Origin of the sequence: Microbacterium sp. SLBN-111 (assembly GCF_049739645.1) — a bacterium.
GTDB lineage: Bacteria > Actinomycetota > Actinomycetes > Actinomycetales > Microbacteriaceae > Microbacterium.
Genome location: NZ_JBMGQH010000001.1, coordinates 1,168,751 through 1,186,330, shown reverse-complemented (window position 1 = coordinate 1,186,330; position 17,580 = coordinate 1,168,751). Strand labels below are relative to the sequence as shown.

Genomic DNA, 17,580 nt, shown 5'->3' with positions numbered 1-17,580 from the left:
GGCGTCGAGGAAGCGCGAGGTCAGTCGGTGCCGGCGTCGAACGCGGCGGACTCGCCGGCGGCATCCGTTGCGTCGGCGAGACGCTCGCCGGCCGCGTCGACGGGAGTCGCGGGCTCGATGATCTCGCGGGCGCCGCCGACGGCGACGTCGCCGACGAGCTCACCGGTCGGGCCTCCGATGAGGCCGAGGCCCGCGTACTGCTCGAGGCGGGCGCGCGAGTCGGCGATGTCGAGGTTGCGCATCGTGAGCTGGCCGATGCGGTCGACGGGGCCGAATGCGGCGTCGCCGACGCGCTCCATCGAGAGCTTCTCGGGCGAGTACGACATCCCGGATGCCACGGTGTCGAGGATCGTGTAGTCCTCGCCGCGGCGCAGGCGCAGCGTCACGGAACCCGTGATCGTGGAACCGACCCACTTCTGGATCGACTCGCGCAGCATGAGCGACTGCGGCTCGAGCCAGCGGCCCTCGTACATGAGGCGCCCGAGGCGGCGACCCTGCTCGTGGTAGGTGGCCAGGGTGTCCTCGTTGAGGATGCTGTTGACGAGGCGCTCGTACGTGATGAACAGCAGCGCCATGCCGGGCGCCTCGTAGATGCCGCGCGACTTCGCCTCGATGATGCGGTTCTCGATCTGGTCGCTCATGCCGAGACCGTGACGGCCGCCGATCGCGTTCGCTTCGCGGACCAGCGCCACCGGGTCGTCGAAGCGCGTGCCGTTGATCGCGACCGGGCGACCGGCCTCGAACTCGACCGTGACGTCCTCGGTCTCGATCTCGACCGCCGGGTCCCAGAACCGCACGCCCATGATGGGCTCGACCGTCTCGAGCGAGACGTCGAGGTGCTCGAGCGTCTTCGCCTCGTGCGTGGCGCCCCAGATGTTGGCATCCGTCGAATAGGCCTTCTCGGCGCTGTCGCGGTAGGGGAAGTCGTGCGCGACGAGCCATTCGCTCATCTCTTTGCGCCCACCGAGCTCGGTGACGAAGTCGGCGTCGAGCCACGGCTTGTAGATGCGGAGCGCGGGGTTGGCGAGCAGTCCGTAGCGGTAGAACCGCTCGATGTCGTTGCCCTTGTACGTGGAGCCGTCGCCCCAGATGTCGACGCCGTCCTCCTTCATCGCGCGGACGAGGAGGGTGCCGGTGACGGCGCGGCCGAGGGGCGTGGTGTTGAAGTACGTGCGCCCGCCCGAGCGGATGTGGAACGCGCCGCACGCGAGGGCGACGAAGCCCTCCTCGACGAGGGCGGTCTTGCAGTCGACCAGGCGCGAGATCTCGGCGCCGTACTGCGTCGCGCGACCGGGGATCGACGCGATGTCGTCTTCGTCGTACTGCCCGAGGTCACCGGTGTAGGTGCAGGGGGCGGCGCCCTTGTCGCGCATCCACGCGACGGCGACCGAGGTGTCGAGACCCCCCGAGAAGGCGATGCCGACGCGCTCGCCGACGGGAAGGGACTGCAGGACCTTGGACATGCCCTCGATTCTATTCGGGACGGATGCCGGCCCCCGAAACGCCCGAAGCACCGGCCACCGCCCGGCGTCGCCCGCGGAGGCGCCCGACCCCGATCGCGATCGCGCCGAGCCCGAGGATGGCGATCGCGATGCCGACGGAGTAGAGGGCGACGCCGCCGTAGCCCCACGGCTGCACGTGGGGGTTCAGGAACGGGTACGGGTACCACCACGCGTTGCCGGTGCGGAAGTCGAGCGTCAACGGTCCGCGCACGAGCGTGTAGACGAGCCACACGATGGGGAAGACGGCGATGGTGCCGATGGTCGTCCAGGGCAGGGCCCGTCGGCGCGGCGCGAGGAGAAGGTCGAGCAGGAAGAACAGCGGTGCCCAGACGTGCAGGATCTCGTTCGACCACGGCACGGTCGACCCCTGGGGGAGAGGGATGTTCCGCAGCAGCAGGTTGTAGACGATCCCGGTGATCAGCATGTAGGTCGTGACGCTCACGAGGACCGTCGCGAAGACGCGGGAGTCGACTGTTCCGGGCCGCAGCAGGAGGACGGCGCCGATCACGAGCACCACCATCGAGGTGGCGTTGGACAGGATCGTGAAGAAGCTGAAGAAGTCGACCACCGTCTGGGCGATCGGCCAGCCCTTCTCGGCCGAGATGCTGATGGATCGGACGAGCTGGCCGACGATCGCCGCGGCGATCGCGCCGGCCGCGCCGAAACGCAGGATGCTCCAGACGATCGTGCCGGCCCCGGTGTCGCGCATGAGGAGAAGATATCGGGCGCTGCGCGCGAGGGCCACGGGGCGGAGCCGGACGGTCGTGTCCTACCCCCTCGATAGGATGGGGTGTACCGCCGGATAACACGCGAGGAGCGCACATGCCCGGAATCGTGATCGTCGGCGTCCAGTGGGGCGACGAAGGCAAGGGCAAGGCCACCGACTTGCTCGGTGAGCGCACCGACTGGGTGGTGAAGTTCAACGGCGGCAACAACGCCGGTCACACCGTCGTCATCGGCGACGAGAAGTACGCGTTGCACCTGCTGCCCAGCGGCATCCTGTCTCCCGGGGTGAACCCGGTCATCGGCAACGGCGTCGTGATCGACCTCGAGGTGCTCTTCAACGAGCTCGAGGCGCTGAACGCCCGTGGCCTCGACACGAGCCGGCTGCGGATCAGCGCGAACGCGCACATCATCACGCAGTACCACCGCACGCTCGACAAGGTCACCGAGCGCTTCCTCGGCAAGCGCATGATCGGCACGACCGGTCGCGGTATCGGCCCGGCCTACGCCGACAAGATCAACCGCGTCGGCATCCGCGTGCAAGACCTGTTCGACGAGAACATCCTGCGGCAGAAGGTCGAGGGCGCCCTCGATCAGAAGAACCACCTGCTCGTGAAGATCTTCAACCGCCGCGCGATCACCGCCGACGAGATCGTCGACGACCTGCTGTCGTACGCCGACCGCGTCCGCCCCATGGTCAGCGACACCTCGCTGCTCCTGAACGACGCCCTGGATGCCGGCGACGTCGTCGTCTTCGAGGGCGGCCAGGCCACGATGCTCGACGTCGACCACGGCACCTACCCGTTCGTCACCTCGTCGTCCGCCACCGCGGGTGGCGCCGCGACCGGATCGGGCGTCGGACCCAACCGCCTCGACCGCATCGTCGGCATCGTGAAGGCGTACACGACCCGCGTCGGCTCGGGCCCGTTCCCGACCGAGCTGTTCGACGAGAACGGCGACTACCTGCGCTCGCGCGGCTTCGAGTTCGGCACGACGACGGGCCGCCCTCGCCGCGTCGGCTGGTACGACGCCCCCATCACGCGCTACGCCACGCGCATCAACGGCATCACCGACCTCGTGCTGACGAAGCTCGACATCCTCGGTGGTCTCGAGCAGATCCCGGTGTGCGTCGCGTACGACGTCGACGGGGTTCGGTTCGACGACCTGCCGGTGAACCAGACCGACTTCCACCACGCCAAGCCGATCCTCGAGTACCTGCCGGGGTGGAGCGAAGACATCTCGACCGCGCGCACGTTCGACGAGCTGCCGCAGACGGCGCAGGACTACGTTCTCGCGCTCGAAGAGATGAGCGGCACGCGCATCTCGGTGATCGGCGTCGGCCCCGCGCGCGACCAGGTCATCGTCCGTCACGACCTGATCGACTGACGTGCGGTTCTGGGTCGGCGCCTACGCCCCCGACGCGGGGTCGGCCGAAGGCATCGGCATCCTGCAGGCGGGTGACGTCGACTCGGTCTGGGCGTCCGGTCCGCTCGGCATGGTCGGCACCGCCGTCGCAGCTCCCGGTTCACCGTCGTGGATCGCGCCGCACCCGCAGCTCGACGTGCTGTACGCCGCCCTGGAGTCCGAGGGCACGGTGCAGGCGTACCGCCGCACGGGCGAGACGAGCCTGGCGCCGCTCGGAGCCCCGGTCCCGGCCGGTGCCGCGGTGTGTCACGTCGCCGTCGCGCCCGACGGAACGTTCCTCGTAGCGAGTTGCTGGGGCGACGGTCGCGTCGTCCGGATCGCCCTGGATGCCACCGGCCGCCCCTCCGCTCCGGTGATCGCCGCGGCCGCGAACGACCCGTACGGCTCCACCGACGATCCGTTCGTCGTCGACACCGGCGCGGCCGTCTCCGGAGCCGCGGTGCCCGACCTCGCGGCCGCGGCGCGGGCGTTGCGTGAAGCCGCCGGCGAGGAGTACGGGCACCTCGTCCCGGAGTACGACACCCTGCCCGAGACCGACGCCGAGTCCGAGGAAGCCGCCGCCGGCGCACGGGTCTCGCGGGCGCACGAGACGATCGTGCTGCCGCGCGGGCTCTTCGCCACGACCGACATGGGTCTCGACCTCGTGCGCTTCTGGCGGTCGACCGGCGCGGGCCTTCGCCTGACGCAGGAGGTCGTGCTGCCGAAGGGCAGCGGACCACGGCACGGGGTGTGGCATCCGTCCGGTCATCTCTACGTCGTGACCGAGCTCAGCCGTGAGGTCTTCGTCCTGACCCCGGATGCCGAGGGCCGCTGGCGCGTCGTCTCGGGTGAGCCGCTGCTGGGCACGCTCGAGGGCGATACCGCGGCCGAGCTCAGCACGAGCCGCGACGGCACGACCCTCTACGCCGGCGTCCGCGGCAGCGACACGATCGGCGTGCTCGCCGTCCGCGGCGCGGGCGAGGCGCTGCAGTTCACGGCGCTCGCCGAGGCCGGAACGCACTGGCCCCGGCACCACGTCGTGGTGAACGACACGCTGCTCGTGGCCGGTCAGCTCGCCGACGAGATCGTGTCGCTCCCGCTCGACGCCCGCACGGGCGTCCCGGGCCGCGTGCGCCACCGCACCGCGTCCCCCTCCCCGACGCGCCTGCTCCCGATGCGCTGAGCGTGGACGTCATCGGCGCCCCACCGCGAGGTGAGGCGCCGAGGTCGATTCACGACGTGGGGATCCACACCCGCATCGTCGAGGGGCCGCGATTGCCCCAGTCGTGGTACGCCACCAGGGGCACGGCATCCACGTCGGCGATCTCGGGTGCCGTCGACTCCCGGTACGGCCACGCGTCGGTCGACAGCACGCGGCGGCCGACGCGGACCCACACCCGACCGTCGCGCTCGAACGGGGCGGGGTCGTCGACGAGACGCACGTCTCCCACGTCGTCGACGCGCGGAACGTCGGTCGACTCCAGCGCCAGCACCTCGGGGCCGCGCTCGATCGCGACGCACCCGCGCACCGCGTCGATGCGCGGGTCGGGCGTCACGACGCGGGGTGCCATCGGCAGCTCCAGCTCCACCACGTCGCCTGCGCGGAACGGGCGCCGCACGCGGGCGATCCCGGGGGCCACGGCGGACGTGTCGACGATCTCCCCGCCCGAACGGACGGTCACCCGTGCACCGTCGGCCCAGTGCGGCACGCGGAGCGACAGCGTCCACTCGCCCGCCGAGTCCTCGTCCACCGTGACGCGGATCAGGCCGTCCGCGGGGTACGCGGTGTCGATGTGCAGCGACACCGTTCGTCCGTCGCCGAGCGCGGTCCGGATCTCCGCCGGTGCGTATTGATGGATCTGGATGCCATCGGCATCCGCCGTCGCGACGTACGCGTCGAGACTGGCCAGGGTGCGCGCGACGTTCGGCGGGCAGCACGACACCTCGAACCACGGCGCCCGCAGCGACGAGGACGCGCGCGGGGAGGTTCCGTCGGGGTCGGCGACGACGCCCGGCACCCGCTGGTGGAGGGTGTTGGCGTAGAAGAAGCTGCGTCCGTCCGCCGCGGGCGATGTCGCCACCACGTTGTACAGCGTGCGCTCGATGAGGTCGGCGTACGTAGCGTCGCCGTCGTTGAGCAGCAGCCGCCACGAGAACATCACGGAGGCGATGCCCGCGCAGGTCTCCGAGTAGGCGCGGTCCGGGGGCAGCTCCCAGTCGACGCCGAACGCCTCGTCCTGGTGGTGCGAGCCCTGACCTCCGGTGATGTACGTCCGCCGGCCGCGCGTGCGCTCCCACTGGCGGCGCAGGGAATCGAGCAGGGCGTCGTCGCCGGTGTCGACGGCGACATCGACGGCCCCCGCGGCGAGGTAGTTGGCGCGGACCGCGTGGCCGCTGAGAGCCTCGGCGTCCCGCACCGGCACGTCGTCCTGGAAGTAGGTGCGGCCCCACTCGATGTCGCGGAGCGTCTCGTGGCCGCGGCGCGCGACGAACAGGGCCGCCTGTCCGCCATAGCGCGGCTCCCCGGTGACGCGCGAGAGCTCGGCCAGGGCGGTCTCGATCTCGGGGTGACCGCAGAAGGCCGGGATGCCGTCGGGGCCGAACATCTCGCACACGAGGTCGGCGGCGCGGCGCGCGACGGTCAGGAGGCCGTCATCGGCGCCCGGCCGGGTCCGCTCGCGCGCCACGGCTGCCTGGAAGAGGTGCCCGAGGCAGTACAGCTCGTGCCCCCATTCGAGGTCGGACCAGCGGGGCTGCTGTCCGGCGCGGCCGAACTCGGTGTTCAGATAGCCGTCCGCCTCCTGAGCGGCCGCGACGCGGGTGACGACGGCCCGGAAGGTCCGCTCGAGGTCGGCGTCGTCGCTGCGCCCGATCTCCCAGGCGGCCGCTTCGAGGAACTTGTAGACCTCGGAGTCGGAGAACTCCCGTCCGCGGCGGCCGGCGGGGAGGAGGCCCGCCGCGGCGAGGTCGAAATTGGGCAGCCAGCCCTCGGACTCCAGGCGGCCGAGGACGTGGCCGAGCGTGTGGGCGGCGTTGACGCGCTGCCGCTCGCCCCAGAACCCGCCCGTGATCCGGACCTCGCCGAGACCCAGCGGGCGCAGGGCCGAGCGGGGCGGGACGACGGGGGCGATCACGGTTCCGGAGGAGGCGACGTCGAGAGGGTGGGCGGGGAGAGTGGTCGACATGGTCATCCCTTGAAGGCGCCGGACATGAATCCGCGCACGTAGTGGCGTTGGAGGATCAGGAACAGGACGATGCAGGGCAGGGCGAGCACGACGACACCGGCCTCGGTGACGCCGTAGTCGATGACGCCCATCGTCTGGCCGCGCAGATTCGCCACGGCGAGCGGCAGGGTGATGCGCGAGGTGTCGTTGATGAGGATCAGGGGCGCGATGAAGTCGTTCCAGGCGGTGAGGAACGCGAACAGTCCGACCGTGATGAGGCCCGGCTTGACCGCCGGCAGCAGCACGCGCCGCAGCGCGCCGAAGCTCGTGCACCCGTCGACGAGGGCGGCCTCGTCGAGCTCGCGGGGCACGGACTCGAACGAGATGCGCATCATGAACATCGAGAACGGCAGCTGGAACATCGTCAGCACGAGCGCGACGCCGACGAGGGAGTTCTGGAGCCCGACGGCGGTGAGGATCACGTAGAGCGGGATCAGCAGCGTCGCGTACGGGACCATCAGGATCGCCAGCACCAGCAGGAAGAGGAGGTTCTTCCCGGGGAACTGGAACCGCGCGAACGCGTAGCCCCCGAAGAACGAGACGGTGAGCGTCAGAACCACCGTGAGCAGCGACACGAACAGCGAGTTCCCCAGGTACACCCAGATGCCGGACTGGAAGTTCGCCAGCGTGACGTAGTTGCCGAACCCCCACCCTTCGTTCTGGCTCGTCCCCGCCTGGGGGCTGACGGATGCCACACCGGTCCAGACGAGCGGGTAGAGGAAGATGATCGCCAGGGCTCCGGTGAAGATCTTCGACGGGAGCCCCCACAGGACGGGCCCGCGAGCGCGGTGACGTCCGTTCGAGCCCGGGGCCACGATCGCGCGGGTGCTCAGGGTCGCCGGGCGAGCCGGGGTGTCGGTCAGAGCCACGTCAGGCCTCCTCGGTGCGACGGAACGCGCGCAGTTGCACGACGTTGATGACGACCAGGGCGAGCAGGATGATCACCGAGAGCGCCGCGGCGATGCCGAGGCTGTTCTGGCCCTGGAAGGCGATGTTGTAGATGAGCTGGACCACGGTCATCGTGCTGTTGTCCGGCCCGCCCTTGGTCAGGATGTAGAACTGGTCGAACGCCAGCAGCGAGCCGGTGACGCACATGACGGTGGTCAGCGCGAACGTCGGCCGCAGCAGCGGGACGGTGATGTCGCGGAAGATCTGGCCGCGCGAAGCGCCGTCGATGCGGGCTGCTTCGTACAGCTCCTCGGGGATGCCCTGGAGGCCGACCAGCAGGAGCAGCATGTAGAACCCCGCGAAGCGCCAGACGATGAGGAACACCGTCGACCACAGGGCGCCCTCGGGCGTGCCGAGGAAGGTGATGCCCCACGACTTCATGAGGCCCGCGAAGGGACCCGCGATGGGGGAGTAGAGCACGTAGAAGAGGAGGGATGCCGAGGCCAGGCCGAGCGCGCTGGGCAGGAGGAAGGCGGTGCGGAGGAAGCCCTTCCACCGGCTCGACTCCTGGACGAGGAGCGCGAGTCCGAGTCCCAGTCCGATCAGCAGGACGGTCGTGATCGCGGTGTAGAGCAGCGTGAAGCGGACCGACTCCCAGAAGAGCCGGTGGTTCACGGCATCCACGAAGTTCTCGGGCAGGTTCGGGCCCATGTTTCCGCGCAGGAGCGGCCACTCCGAGCCCGACATCTGGAGCACGAGCAGCAGCGGGATGATGAACAGCGCGAGCACGAACAGCGCCGTCGGGGTGGCGTAGAGCCAGCCCTGGAGCGGGCCGCCCAGGGCGGAGCGGGCGTAGCGCTTCCGCCGGACAGGTGTGGAGAGGGCCACGTCATTCCTTCCGAAGGGGTGGGGCGCCGCCGTCGTCGGCGACGCCCCACCGGGACTCACTGGGCGAGGACCGCGGTGATCTCGTCGTTGTCGGCGTCGATGCTCGAGCCGTCACCGAGGACCGCGTTGCGCACGAGCGTCAGCCAGGGGCTGCCGGGAGCGTTGAACGCCTGCTGGAAGTTCAGCGCGACGGGCGTCTTGCCCTTGCCGGCGACCTCGTTGATCGCGACCTGGCGCGGGTCCTTCGACGAGTACTCGTTCGAGGCGAGGTCGGAGCGCGAGACCGTGCTGCCGTCCTTGGCGAGGACACCCACCTGGGCGTCCTCGGAGGTCAGCCACGAGAGGAAGTTCCACGCCTGAGCCGACTGCTTCGAGTCCTTCGAGACGCCGATGCCGTCGCCGCCGACGAAGGTCGACTCGCCCCCGTCGACACCCGGGATGCCGGCGACACCCGCGTCGAAGGTCAGGCTCGACAGGAGCGTGGCGGGGAACGGCATGATGCCGACGTTGCCCTCCTGGAAACCGGCGACCCAGGTCGCCCCGGTCTCGTCCGCGGAGCCGGGAGCCACGGCGCCGGATGCCTCGAGGTCCTTCCAGGTCGAGTACACCTTCTTCGCGGCGTCGTTGTTCAGCAGCGACGCGGTGCCGTCGGCGTTGAGCACCTCTTCACCCGAGGCCCAGATCGACGGGAACCACGTGAACAGGAGGCATCCGCCGCAGTTGAGGCCGGTGGAGGTGCCGGAGACACCCGGCTTGTTCAGCGCCTGGACGGCCTCGGCGGTCTTGGCGAAGTCGGCGACGGTGGCGGGGGCCTTCTCCGGGTCGAGTCCCGCTTCCTTGACGAGCTCCTTGTTCCACATCATGACGGAGAGGTCGAGCACGAACGGCAGGACGTACTCCTTCCCGTCGAGGGTGCCGGCATCCAGGTGACCCTTGTTGATCGTGTCCTTGTACGACAGGCCGTCGATCTGGGGCGTGATGTCCTGGAACAGGCCCTGCTGCACCCAGTTCGGGACGTAGACGATGTCGGCGGCGAACAGGTCGGGCAGTCCTCCGGAGCCGGCGGCGGCGCCGACCTTGGCGACGTAGTCGTCATTGGGGACGACCGTCAGCTCGACCTGGTTCTTGTGGCTGGCGTTGTAGGCCGCGACGAGCTCCTTGGCCTGCTTCTCCAGGGGTGCGCGGGTCCACAGGGTCAGGGTCGCGCCGTCGTCGGTGCCCTCGGCCGGGATGTCGGCGGGGGCGGCGGTGTTGCTGCTGCTTCCGCAGGCGGTGAGCCCGCCGGCGAGGGCGCCCACGGCGAGCATCGCCGTGGCGGCCCGGAGCGCGAAGCTGCGCCGGAATAGGGTCATTGCTGTCTCCTCATTGCTCTTCGTTGAGCGGGTGCCGGATCGGGACCGGACGCCGCTGTCTGGGGGTGGGAATCGAAAGCGCCGAAATCCCTTTCGGGACGCTAACCTGTGAAAGGCTTACCCGTCAATACCGATCCACGGTAACGATTGCGAAACGGAGGACAGATGCCGACCGAGCCCGCCCGCGCGGCCACTCTCAGCGATGTGGCGCGCCGCGCCGGCGTGTCGATGGCGACCGCCTCCAAGGCCCTGAACGGTCGCGGAGACGTGGCCCCCGCCACGCGCAAACGGGTGATGTCGGCCGCCGAAGAACTTTCGTTCACGCCCAACGCCATGGCCCGCGGGCTCCTGGCCGGCCGCACCGGAACGGTCGGCCTGCTCACGAGCGACCTCGAGGGCCGCTTCGTGATCCCCATCCTCATGGGAGCCGAAGACGCGTTCGGCGCCGGCCAGGTCAACGTCTTCCTGTGCGACGCCCGCGGCGACGCGATCCGCGAGCAGCACCACCTGCGCGCCCTGCTCAGCCGCCGCGTGGACGGCATCATCGTCGTGGGGAGGCAGACCGATGCCCGTCCCTCCCTCGGGCAGGAACTCCCGGTGCCCGTGGTCTACGCCTACTCTCCCTCCGACGATCCGCGCGATCTCTCGCTCACGCCGGACAACTACTCCGGCGGACGCCTCGCCGTCGAGCACCTGCTCGCGTGCGGGCGCACGCGCATCGGGCACATCTCCGGCGACCCCACCTATGCCGCCGCTCAGGACCGACTCGCCGGTGCGCGCGCGGCGCTCGCCGCGGCCGGCTCGGACTTCGTGGGCGAGCCGATGTTCGCCGAGTGGAGCGAGAACTGGGGGCGCGATGCGGCGGCCATGCTGCTCGATCGGCACCCTGAGGTGGATGCCATCTTCTGCGGCTCCGATCAGATCGCCCGCGGTGTGCTGGACACCGCCCGCGACCTGGGGCGCGACGTCCCGGGCGACCTCGCAGTGATCGGATACGACAACTGGGAACTCCTCGCCGCGAGCGCACGTCCTCCCCTCACGAGCATCGACGCCAATCTCCAGCAGCTCGGGCGACAGGCCGCGCAGCGGATCTTCGACGCCATCGACGGGGTCGATGTGGGGAACGGCATCCACCAGCTCCCGGTGCGGCTGATCATCCGCGGATCGACGATCGCGCGTCGCTGATTTCGGTCGAAGGCTCGCAGTTTTCGGGAATTCCCGAAAACTACGAAAACCATTGCGGTCGGTGATGAATCCTCTGTAACGTGCCACCGACGTACGCGCCGGTCATCGACGAACGGCGCCGAGAGGAATCACCACCGTGGACCGAATCCCGACGACGCCCCTGCGCATCGGACGAACGGCGGTCGCGGCTTCCGCCGCTGCCGCTCTGCTCCTGACGACCTTCGCCGCCGCACCGGCTCGCGCCGCCAACACCGACATCGGGTACCCGACGTTCACCGGCAGCGCTCACCCGGTGCCGGACACGGGAGTGACCTACACGCCGGGCAATCAGATGCGGAAGATCTTCGACGCGGACGTGGCCGCGGGCGCCGGCTCGAGCACCGACGCCGACTTCTGGATCGACCGCATGCTCGCGCGCACCGGCGACGCCGGCAGCTTCGGCGACAACAACCAGTGGCTGTTCACGCGCGGGCGCGCTGCCTTCATGAAGGAGCACGACCCGAGCATCCTCGGCTTCGGCGGGCAGCTCGCCTACTGGGAGGCCATCGACGGCAGCGGCGGGTTCACCGTGACCGCCCGCATCGGCGGCGCGGACGTCGTCCTCCAGGAGGACGTGGCGCAGCGCAAGCAGACCCCGAGCTACTGGCGCAGCGTGCACCGCGACGCGGCGTCGGGCCTCGAGGTCGTGCAGACGAAGTTCATCACCGACGGCAACGTGCTCGTGACCAACCTCGACCTGCGGGCGACGGGCGGCGCGCTCGACGTCCAGCTGGTGGCATCCTCGTCCTTCACCCCCGACGTCGAGGGCGACGAGCGCGTCGGTCACGTCAACGCCCTGAACAACCTCACGAAGATCTCGCCGCGCCTCTCCGGCGACGGCTTCGCCCCCGACGGCGACGCGCTGACCCGCACCGTCAGCGTTCCCGCGGGCGGAGACGTCACGGCGAAGGTGCAGCTCGGCCTCGTGACCGACGAGATCGCCGCCTCGCGCACCGAGTACGACACCGTCCGGGCCGCCGCTCCCGCGCAGGCCTACACGGACCACGTCACCGCCTACAACCGGTGGTGGGCCGAGAACGTGCCGTACCTGGACACGCCCGAGGACAACATCGACAAGACGCTCTTCTACCGCTGGTGGCTGATGCGGTTCAACTTCCTGGATGCCGACATGCCGGGGAACACGTACCAGTTCCCCGTCGCGATGGAGGGCGTCCTCGGGTACAACAACTCGATCGTCCTCACGACCGGGATGTTCATCGACGACCTCAAGTACTTCCGCGACCCGATCTATTCGTACGGGCCGTGGGTCTCGACCGGCGAGACGAGCAAGAGCTACAAGTTCGTCGACAACCCCGGCGACCCCGCGAACTGGTCGAACAGCTACACGCAGTACATCTCCGAGGCGGCGTGGCGCTCGTACGAACTGCACGGCGGCCCGTCGGTCATCGCGAAGAACCTCGCCGAGTACGCCGAGGACGACGTCAAGGGCCTCCAGGACGCCTACGACTTCAACAAGAACGGCCTCATCGAGTACAACTGGGGCGCCATGACCGGGAACGACGCGGATGCCGTGTCCTTCCACTGGAAGGGCGGTTACCAGGACCGCGCCGAGAATGCGTACCTGTACTCGAACGCCCTCGCCTCCGCCGCCGCGTATCGGACCGCCGGTGACGACGCCAAGGCCGACGAGATGGAGGCCTTCGCGCAGAACATCAAGACCCAGGTCATGAAGGTGCTCTGGAACCCGCAGGACAAGCTCATCGAACACGCCATGGCCAGTAACGGCGAGCACGTCCCGTGGAAGGAGATCAACAACTACTACCCCTTCTCGGTCGGCCTCGTGCCGAAGCCCGGTGACGCCGACTACAAGGACGATTACGTCCAGGCCCTCCGGCTCTTCGCCGACGACAAGCAGTACCCGATCTTCCCCTTCTACACCGCGAACCAGGCCGATCAGGCCGCCTACAACGCCACGGGTGGCCAGGGCAGCAACAACTTCTCGGTCATCAACTCCACGGTGACCTTCCGGATGCTGTCGAAGGTGCTGCGGGACTACCCGACCGACGCGATCAACGCGGAGTGGTACAAGAAGCTCCTGTACTGGAACGCGTGGGCGCACTACCAGAACGGCGGCGACAACCGCCTGCCCGACCAAAACGAGTTCTGGGCCAACGGATCGGCCGACCCGCAGAAGATCGACTACCGCTCGTGGATCCACCACACGATCCTGGGCGCGACGAACTTCACCATGATCGAGGACACGATGGGCCTCCGACCGCGCAGCGACGCGAAGATCGAGCTCGACCCGATCGACATCGGCTGGGACCACTTCACCGCGAACAACATCCGCTTCCGCGACCGCGACCTGACGATCACGTGGGACGCGCCGGGTGGCACCCGTTACTACGGCGACGACGTCCCCGAGGGATATTCGGTGTTCCTCGACGGGAAGCTCGCCTTCACCGTCGACAAGCTGTCGCACGTCGTCTACGACCCGGCGACCGGGACGGTCGACGTCGTCAAGGGCGACGCGAAGGTCACGACCGCGACGGCGTCGTCGGTCCAGGCCCCGCAGGACGTGCGCTTCGCCGACGACGCCCGCGTCGTCGACCTCTTCGCGAAGGCGGGCGCGGACGTGCGCTCCGCCAGCACCGGCAGCGCGAACCTGGCCGTCTCGGCGACCGCGACCTTCTCGGCCGCGGGCCGGGAGCCCTCGGGAGCGGTGGACGGAACGACCATCAACGAACCGTTCTGGGGCACCGCGGGGTCTCCGAACGCGAAGGACTCGCTCACCGTCGACCTCGGCGGCGAGAAGTCGTTCGACGACATCCGCACCTACTTCTACGACACCTCGTCCTCGGCGACCGCGCCGGGATACGCGGAGCCGTCCGTCTACACCCTCGAGGTGCGTCGGGGCGGACAGTGGTCGGTCATCCCGCAGCAGGCCCGCACGCCGGCCTACCCGCGCGCCAACTACAACCACGTCCAGTTCCCCGAGGTGACGGGTGACGCGGTCCGGTTGACCGTGACGCACGCGTCCGGCGCGAAGACCGGTGTGAAGGAGCTGCAGGTGTTCCGTACGGGCCTGGAGGCACCGGCATCCACGAATCAGGCTCCGCTCGTGACCGCGTGGCAGGACCGCCAGGCCTCGGTCGGTGGCGCCGCCGCCCTCGTGGGAACGGTCAAGGACGACGGGCTTCCCTCCGGCGAGGTGTCGTCGCGGTGGAGCGTCGTGAGCGCGCCCGAGGGGGCGACGGTGCTGTTCGACGACGCCTCGGCGGCGTCGACGACCGCGCGGTTCTCCGACAAGGGGCAGTACGTGCTGCGGTTGACGGCGGAGGACGGCGAGAAGACCTCGCAGACCGACGTCACGGTGCAGGGCGATCCCGTCACGACGGGGACGAACGTCGCCCCGGATGCCACTCCGTCCGCCGAATACACGGCGGGCTGGAACAACGTCAACGCGGTCAATGACGGCAAGGTGTTCTTCGACGGCGGCAGCCAGAGCGACATCTGGGGCACCTGGTCGGGCAATCACCCCGCCACGCGCTGGCTCCAGTACGACTGGAAGACGCCGCAGCGCGTCGCGGGCGCCGAGATCGCGTTCTGGAGCGACCAGACGGATCCCGCCTCCGCGGACGGCGTCAACATCCCCAAGGGGTGGAAGGCGCAGTACTGGACCGGCTCGGCCTGGGCCGACGTCACCGGTGCGTCCGAGTACACGGTGAACCGTGACGCGGTGAACACGCTGACCTTCGATCCGGTCACGACGACCAAGATGCGCGTCGTCCTGCAGGCCGCGGGCACCGGACCGTACGCCGCGGTCGCCGTCAGCGAGTGGAAGGTCTTCGCGGACGCGCCCACGTCGATCGAGCCGATCGACGTCCGCACGGCGGTGGGGACGAAGCCGACGCTGCCGGCGACGGTGGATGCCACCTTCTCGGACGGCAGCCACGCCGACATGCCCGTCACGTGGGCCGAGGTGACCGACGCCCAGGTCGCCGGCGAAGGCAGCTTCGTGGTGTCGGGCATCGTGCCCGGCTCTCCCGTGGCGGCCAAGGCGACGGTGTGGGTCCGCGCGACGGCCCCGGGTCAGATCAACCAGGTGGATGCCGTGACCACGCGCACCCAGCCCGGTGTCGCCCCGGTGCTCCCGAAGGCCGTGGGCGTGCTGTTCAACGACGGCTCGCGCCAGGATCTGCCGGTGACGTGGGACGCGGTCGCCGCGGACTCGTACGCCGCGCCGGGTCGGTTCACGGTCGCGGGTACGGTGCAGAGCGACCTGCCCGGCACCAAGGTCGCTTCGGCCGCGGTGACCGTGGGCGGTGGCGGCGAGGACACGACGGCGCCGACCGTGTCCTTCCAGGTCTCGCCGGCGGCCCCGGGCTCGGGCTGGTACACGCAGGCGGTGAACGTGGGTGTCACCGCGACCGATGACCAGGACGCTTCCCCGCGGATCGAGGTGCGTGTGGATGCCGGCGCCTGGGCGTCGTACGGGGGCACGGTCTCGGTGACGGGCGACGGCGTGCACGTGGTGCAGGCGCGGGCGACGGACGCCACCGGCAACACGTCGCCGGTGGCGGAGCAGACCGTGCGCATCGACGCCACGGCCCCGGCCGTGGAGGTCACGACGGACGCGGTCTCGCGCACGGTGAAGGCCTCCGCGACCGACGCCGGTTCGGGTGTCGCCTCGATCGAGTACCGTCTGGCCGACTCCGGCGACTGGGCGGCGCTGACGGGCCCGGTGCTCGTCGGTCTCGACGAGACGACGGTGCAGGTCCGCGCCACGGACACGGCGGGCAACGTCTCGCCGGTCGTCGAGCGCACGGTGCCGAAGGCGGACGGTTCGCAGAAGCGCAACGTCGCTCTGCTCGCCACGCCCACGGCATCCGGGACCGCCGCGTGGAACAAGGTCACGGGCCTGAACGACAACGTGCAGCCGACCTCGTCGGGCGATGTCACGCCGAACGACAACGCGAACGTGTGGGGCGTGTGGCCCGCCGTCACCGACCAGTGGGTGCAGTACGACTGGGCGGAGCCGGTGACCATCGGCGAGCTCGGGGTGTACTTCGTCTCCAACCTCGACGCCGACGGTTTCGGCATCGACGTCCCGGCGGCGTGGCAGGCGCAGTACTGGGATGCGGCGAAGAACGCCTGGGTGCCGGTGTCGGCGCGCGGTGCCTACGGCACCGCGAAGGACACCTACAACACGGTGTCGTTCGAGCCGGTCACCACCTCGCGCCTCCGCCTCACGCTCGACCCCGTCGGGACCGGGCAGGGCAAGGGCAGCGTGGGGATCAAGGAGTGGCAGGTGTGGGAGCAGCCTGCGACCCCGGTGCCCGACACGCAGGCGCCCGTCGTCACGACGGCCGTCGACCCGGCCGCTCCCGCGAGCGGCTGGTACACCGGCACGGTGAAGGTCTCGGCATCCGCCATCGACGACCGTGACGACGCGCCCGTCGTCGAGGTACGCGTCGGCGACGGCGCCTGGGCGGCCTACACCGCGCCGCTCGAAGTGACCACGGATGGTGTCACCACGGTCTCGTTCCGTGCGAAGGATGCCTCCGGCAACGTCTCCGAGCCCGTGGATGCCGAGGTGAAGCGGGATGCCACGAAGCCGGTGGCCGACGCGGGCTGGAACGCCGCAGCGCGCACGGTGACGCCGACGGGCACGGACGCGGGCTCGGGCGTGGCCGTCGTCGAGTACCAGCTGGGCAGCGGAGCGTGGACCGCCGCCGGCGGAGCCACCGCCGTCGGCGACGCCGCCACGACGGTGCGCGTGCGGGTGACCGACGTCGCCGGCAACGTCTCCGACGTCGCCGAGGTCGTGGTGCCCGCGAAGACCACCGATCCGGGCACCGACCCGGGGACGAACCCCGGCGGGGACCCCGGCTCCGGCTCGGGGGCGGAGCCGACCGGCTCGCTTACGGGCAGCGAGGTGCTGCGGATCGGCGTCGCCCAGGTGGCGCCGGGCGGCCGGCTGCCGGTCTCGGTCAGCGGAGCGGCTCCGGGAACGGTGTTCGCGGTGGAGTTCCGATCCACCCCGGCTCGCCTGGGCACCCTCACGGTCGGCGCCGACGGCACGGCCAGCGGAGTGTTCACCGTCCCGGCGTACGCCGAGGCGGGAACGCACACCGTGGCGCTCGTCGTGCCCGGCGGTGAGCTCACCGCGCAGGTGACCGTGGTCGCTCCCGGGGCGACGTCGTCGCAGACGCCGCCGCTCGCCGCGACGGGGCAGGATGCCGCGGCGACCCAGGGGGCGCTGGCGTTCGGTGTCGGTGTCCTCCTCCTGGGGCTGGCCGTCGCCGTGGTGGCCTTCATCCGTCGCCGCCGCTCGGCCTGACACCACCGGCCGGGGACGGAGCACGTTCCCGGCCGGGCGGTCCGGCTTCCGCGCCGGACCGCTCCCCTCCC

Annotated in this window: 10 protein-coding genes; 4 read left to right on the top strand and 6 right to left on the bottom strand. The window is 70.1% G+C overall.

All coding sequences use genetic code 11. The features are described 5' to 3' along the window. Window positions 1-20: 20 nt before the first annotated feature. Entirely contained in the window at window positions 21-1,463 is a 1,443-nt protein-coding gene (gene argG, locus RKD05_RS05570) for an argininosuccinate synthase (RefSeq protein WP_424708590.1), read from the bottom strand. A gap of 10 nt (window positions 1,464-1,473) precedes the next feature. Further along, window positions 1,474-2,211, bottom strand: a complete 738-nt coding sequence (locus RKD05_RS05565; protein ID WP_424708588.1) for a Pr6Pr family membrane protein — start codon at window positions 2,209-2,211, stop codon at window positions 1,474-1,476. Between the two features lie 113 nt (window positions 2,212-2,324). Here RKD05_RS05565 and RKD05_RS05560 point away from each other — a divergent pair, with 113 nt between their 5' ends. Continuing rightward, complete coding sequence (locus tag RKD05_RS05560) at window positions 2,325-3,611, top strand: adenylosuccinate synthase (RefSeq protein ID WP_424708587.1); 1,287 nt, start codon at window positions 2,325-2,327, stop codon at window positions 3,609-3,611. A gap of 1 nt (window position 3,612) precedes the next feature. Beyond that, the gene (locus RKD05_RS05555) at window positions 3,613-4,812 is read left to right on the top strand and encodes a lactonase family protein (protein WP_424708586.1); all 1,200 of its coding nucleotides are present in this window, start codon (window positions 3,613-3,615) and stop codon (window positions 4,810-4,812) included. A gap of 49 nt (window positions 4,813-4,861) precedes the next feature. Here the strand turns inward: RKD05_RS05555 and RKD05_RS05550 are convergent, their stop codons facing one another. Genes RKD05_RS05550 through RKD05_RS05535 form a run of 4 tightly spaced genes read right to left on the bottom strand, consistent with a single transcriptional unit; the run spans window position 4,862 to window position 9,981 of the window. Beyond that, window positions 4,862-6,814: a glycoside hydrolase family 127 protein gene (locus RKD05_RS05550; RefSeq protein WP_424708584.1), complete on the bottom strand. Its 1,953-nt coding sequence runs from the start codon at window positions 6,812-6,814 to the stop codon at window positions 4,862-4,864. 2 nt (window positions 6,815-6,816) lie between these two features. Continuing rightward, complete coding sequence (locus RKD05_RS05545) at window positions 6,817-7,722, bottom strand: carbohydrate ABC transporter permease (RefSeq protein ID WP_424708582.1); 906 nt, start codon at window positions 7,720-7,722, stop codon at window positions 6,817-6,819. Window position 7,723: 1 nt separating this feature from the next. Next, a complete protein-coding gene (locus RKD05_RS05540) occupies window positions 7,724-8,629 on the bottom strand; it encodes a carbohydrate ABC transporter permease (protein ID WP_424708581.1) in 906 nt (301 codons plus the stop codon). A gap of 56 nt (window positions 8,630-8,685) precedes the next feature. Further along, entirely contained in the window at window positions 8,686-9,981 is a 1,296-nt protein-coding gene (locus RKD05_RS05535) for an ABC transporter substrate-binding protein (RefSeq protein WP_424708580.1), read from the bottom strand. Window positions 9,982-10,146: 165 nt separating this feature from the next. Here RKD05_RS05535 and RKD05_RS05530 point away from each other — a divergent pair, with 165 nt between their 5' ends. Both RKD05_RS05530 and RKD05_RS05525 read left to right on the top strand, forming a co-directional pair. Then, a complete protein-coding gene (locus RKD05_RS05530) occupies window positions 10,147-11,166 on the top strand; it encodes a LacI family DNA-binding transcriptional regulator (protein ID WP_424708579.1) in 1,020 nt (339 codons plus the stop codon). 136 nt (window positions 11,167-11,302) lie between these two features. Then, complete coding sequence (locus tag RKD05_RS05525) at window positions 11,303-17,509, top strand: OmpL47-type beta-barrel domain-containing protein (RefSeq protein WP_424708578.1); 6,207 nt, start codon at window positions 11,303-11,305, stop codon at window positions 17,507-17,509. The last annotated feature ends 71 nt before the right edge of the window (window positions 17,510-17,580 follow it).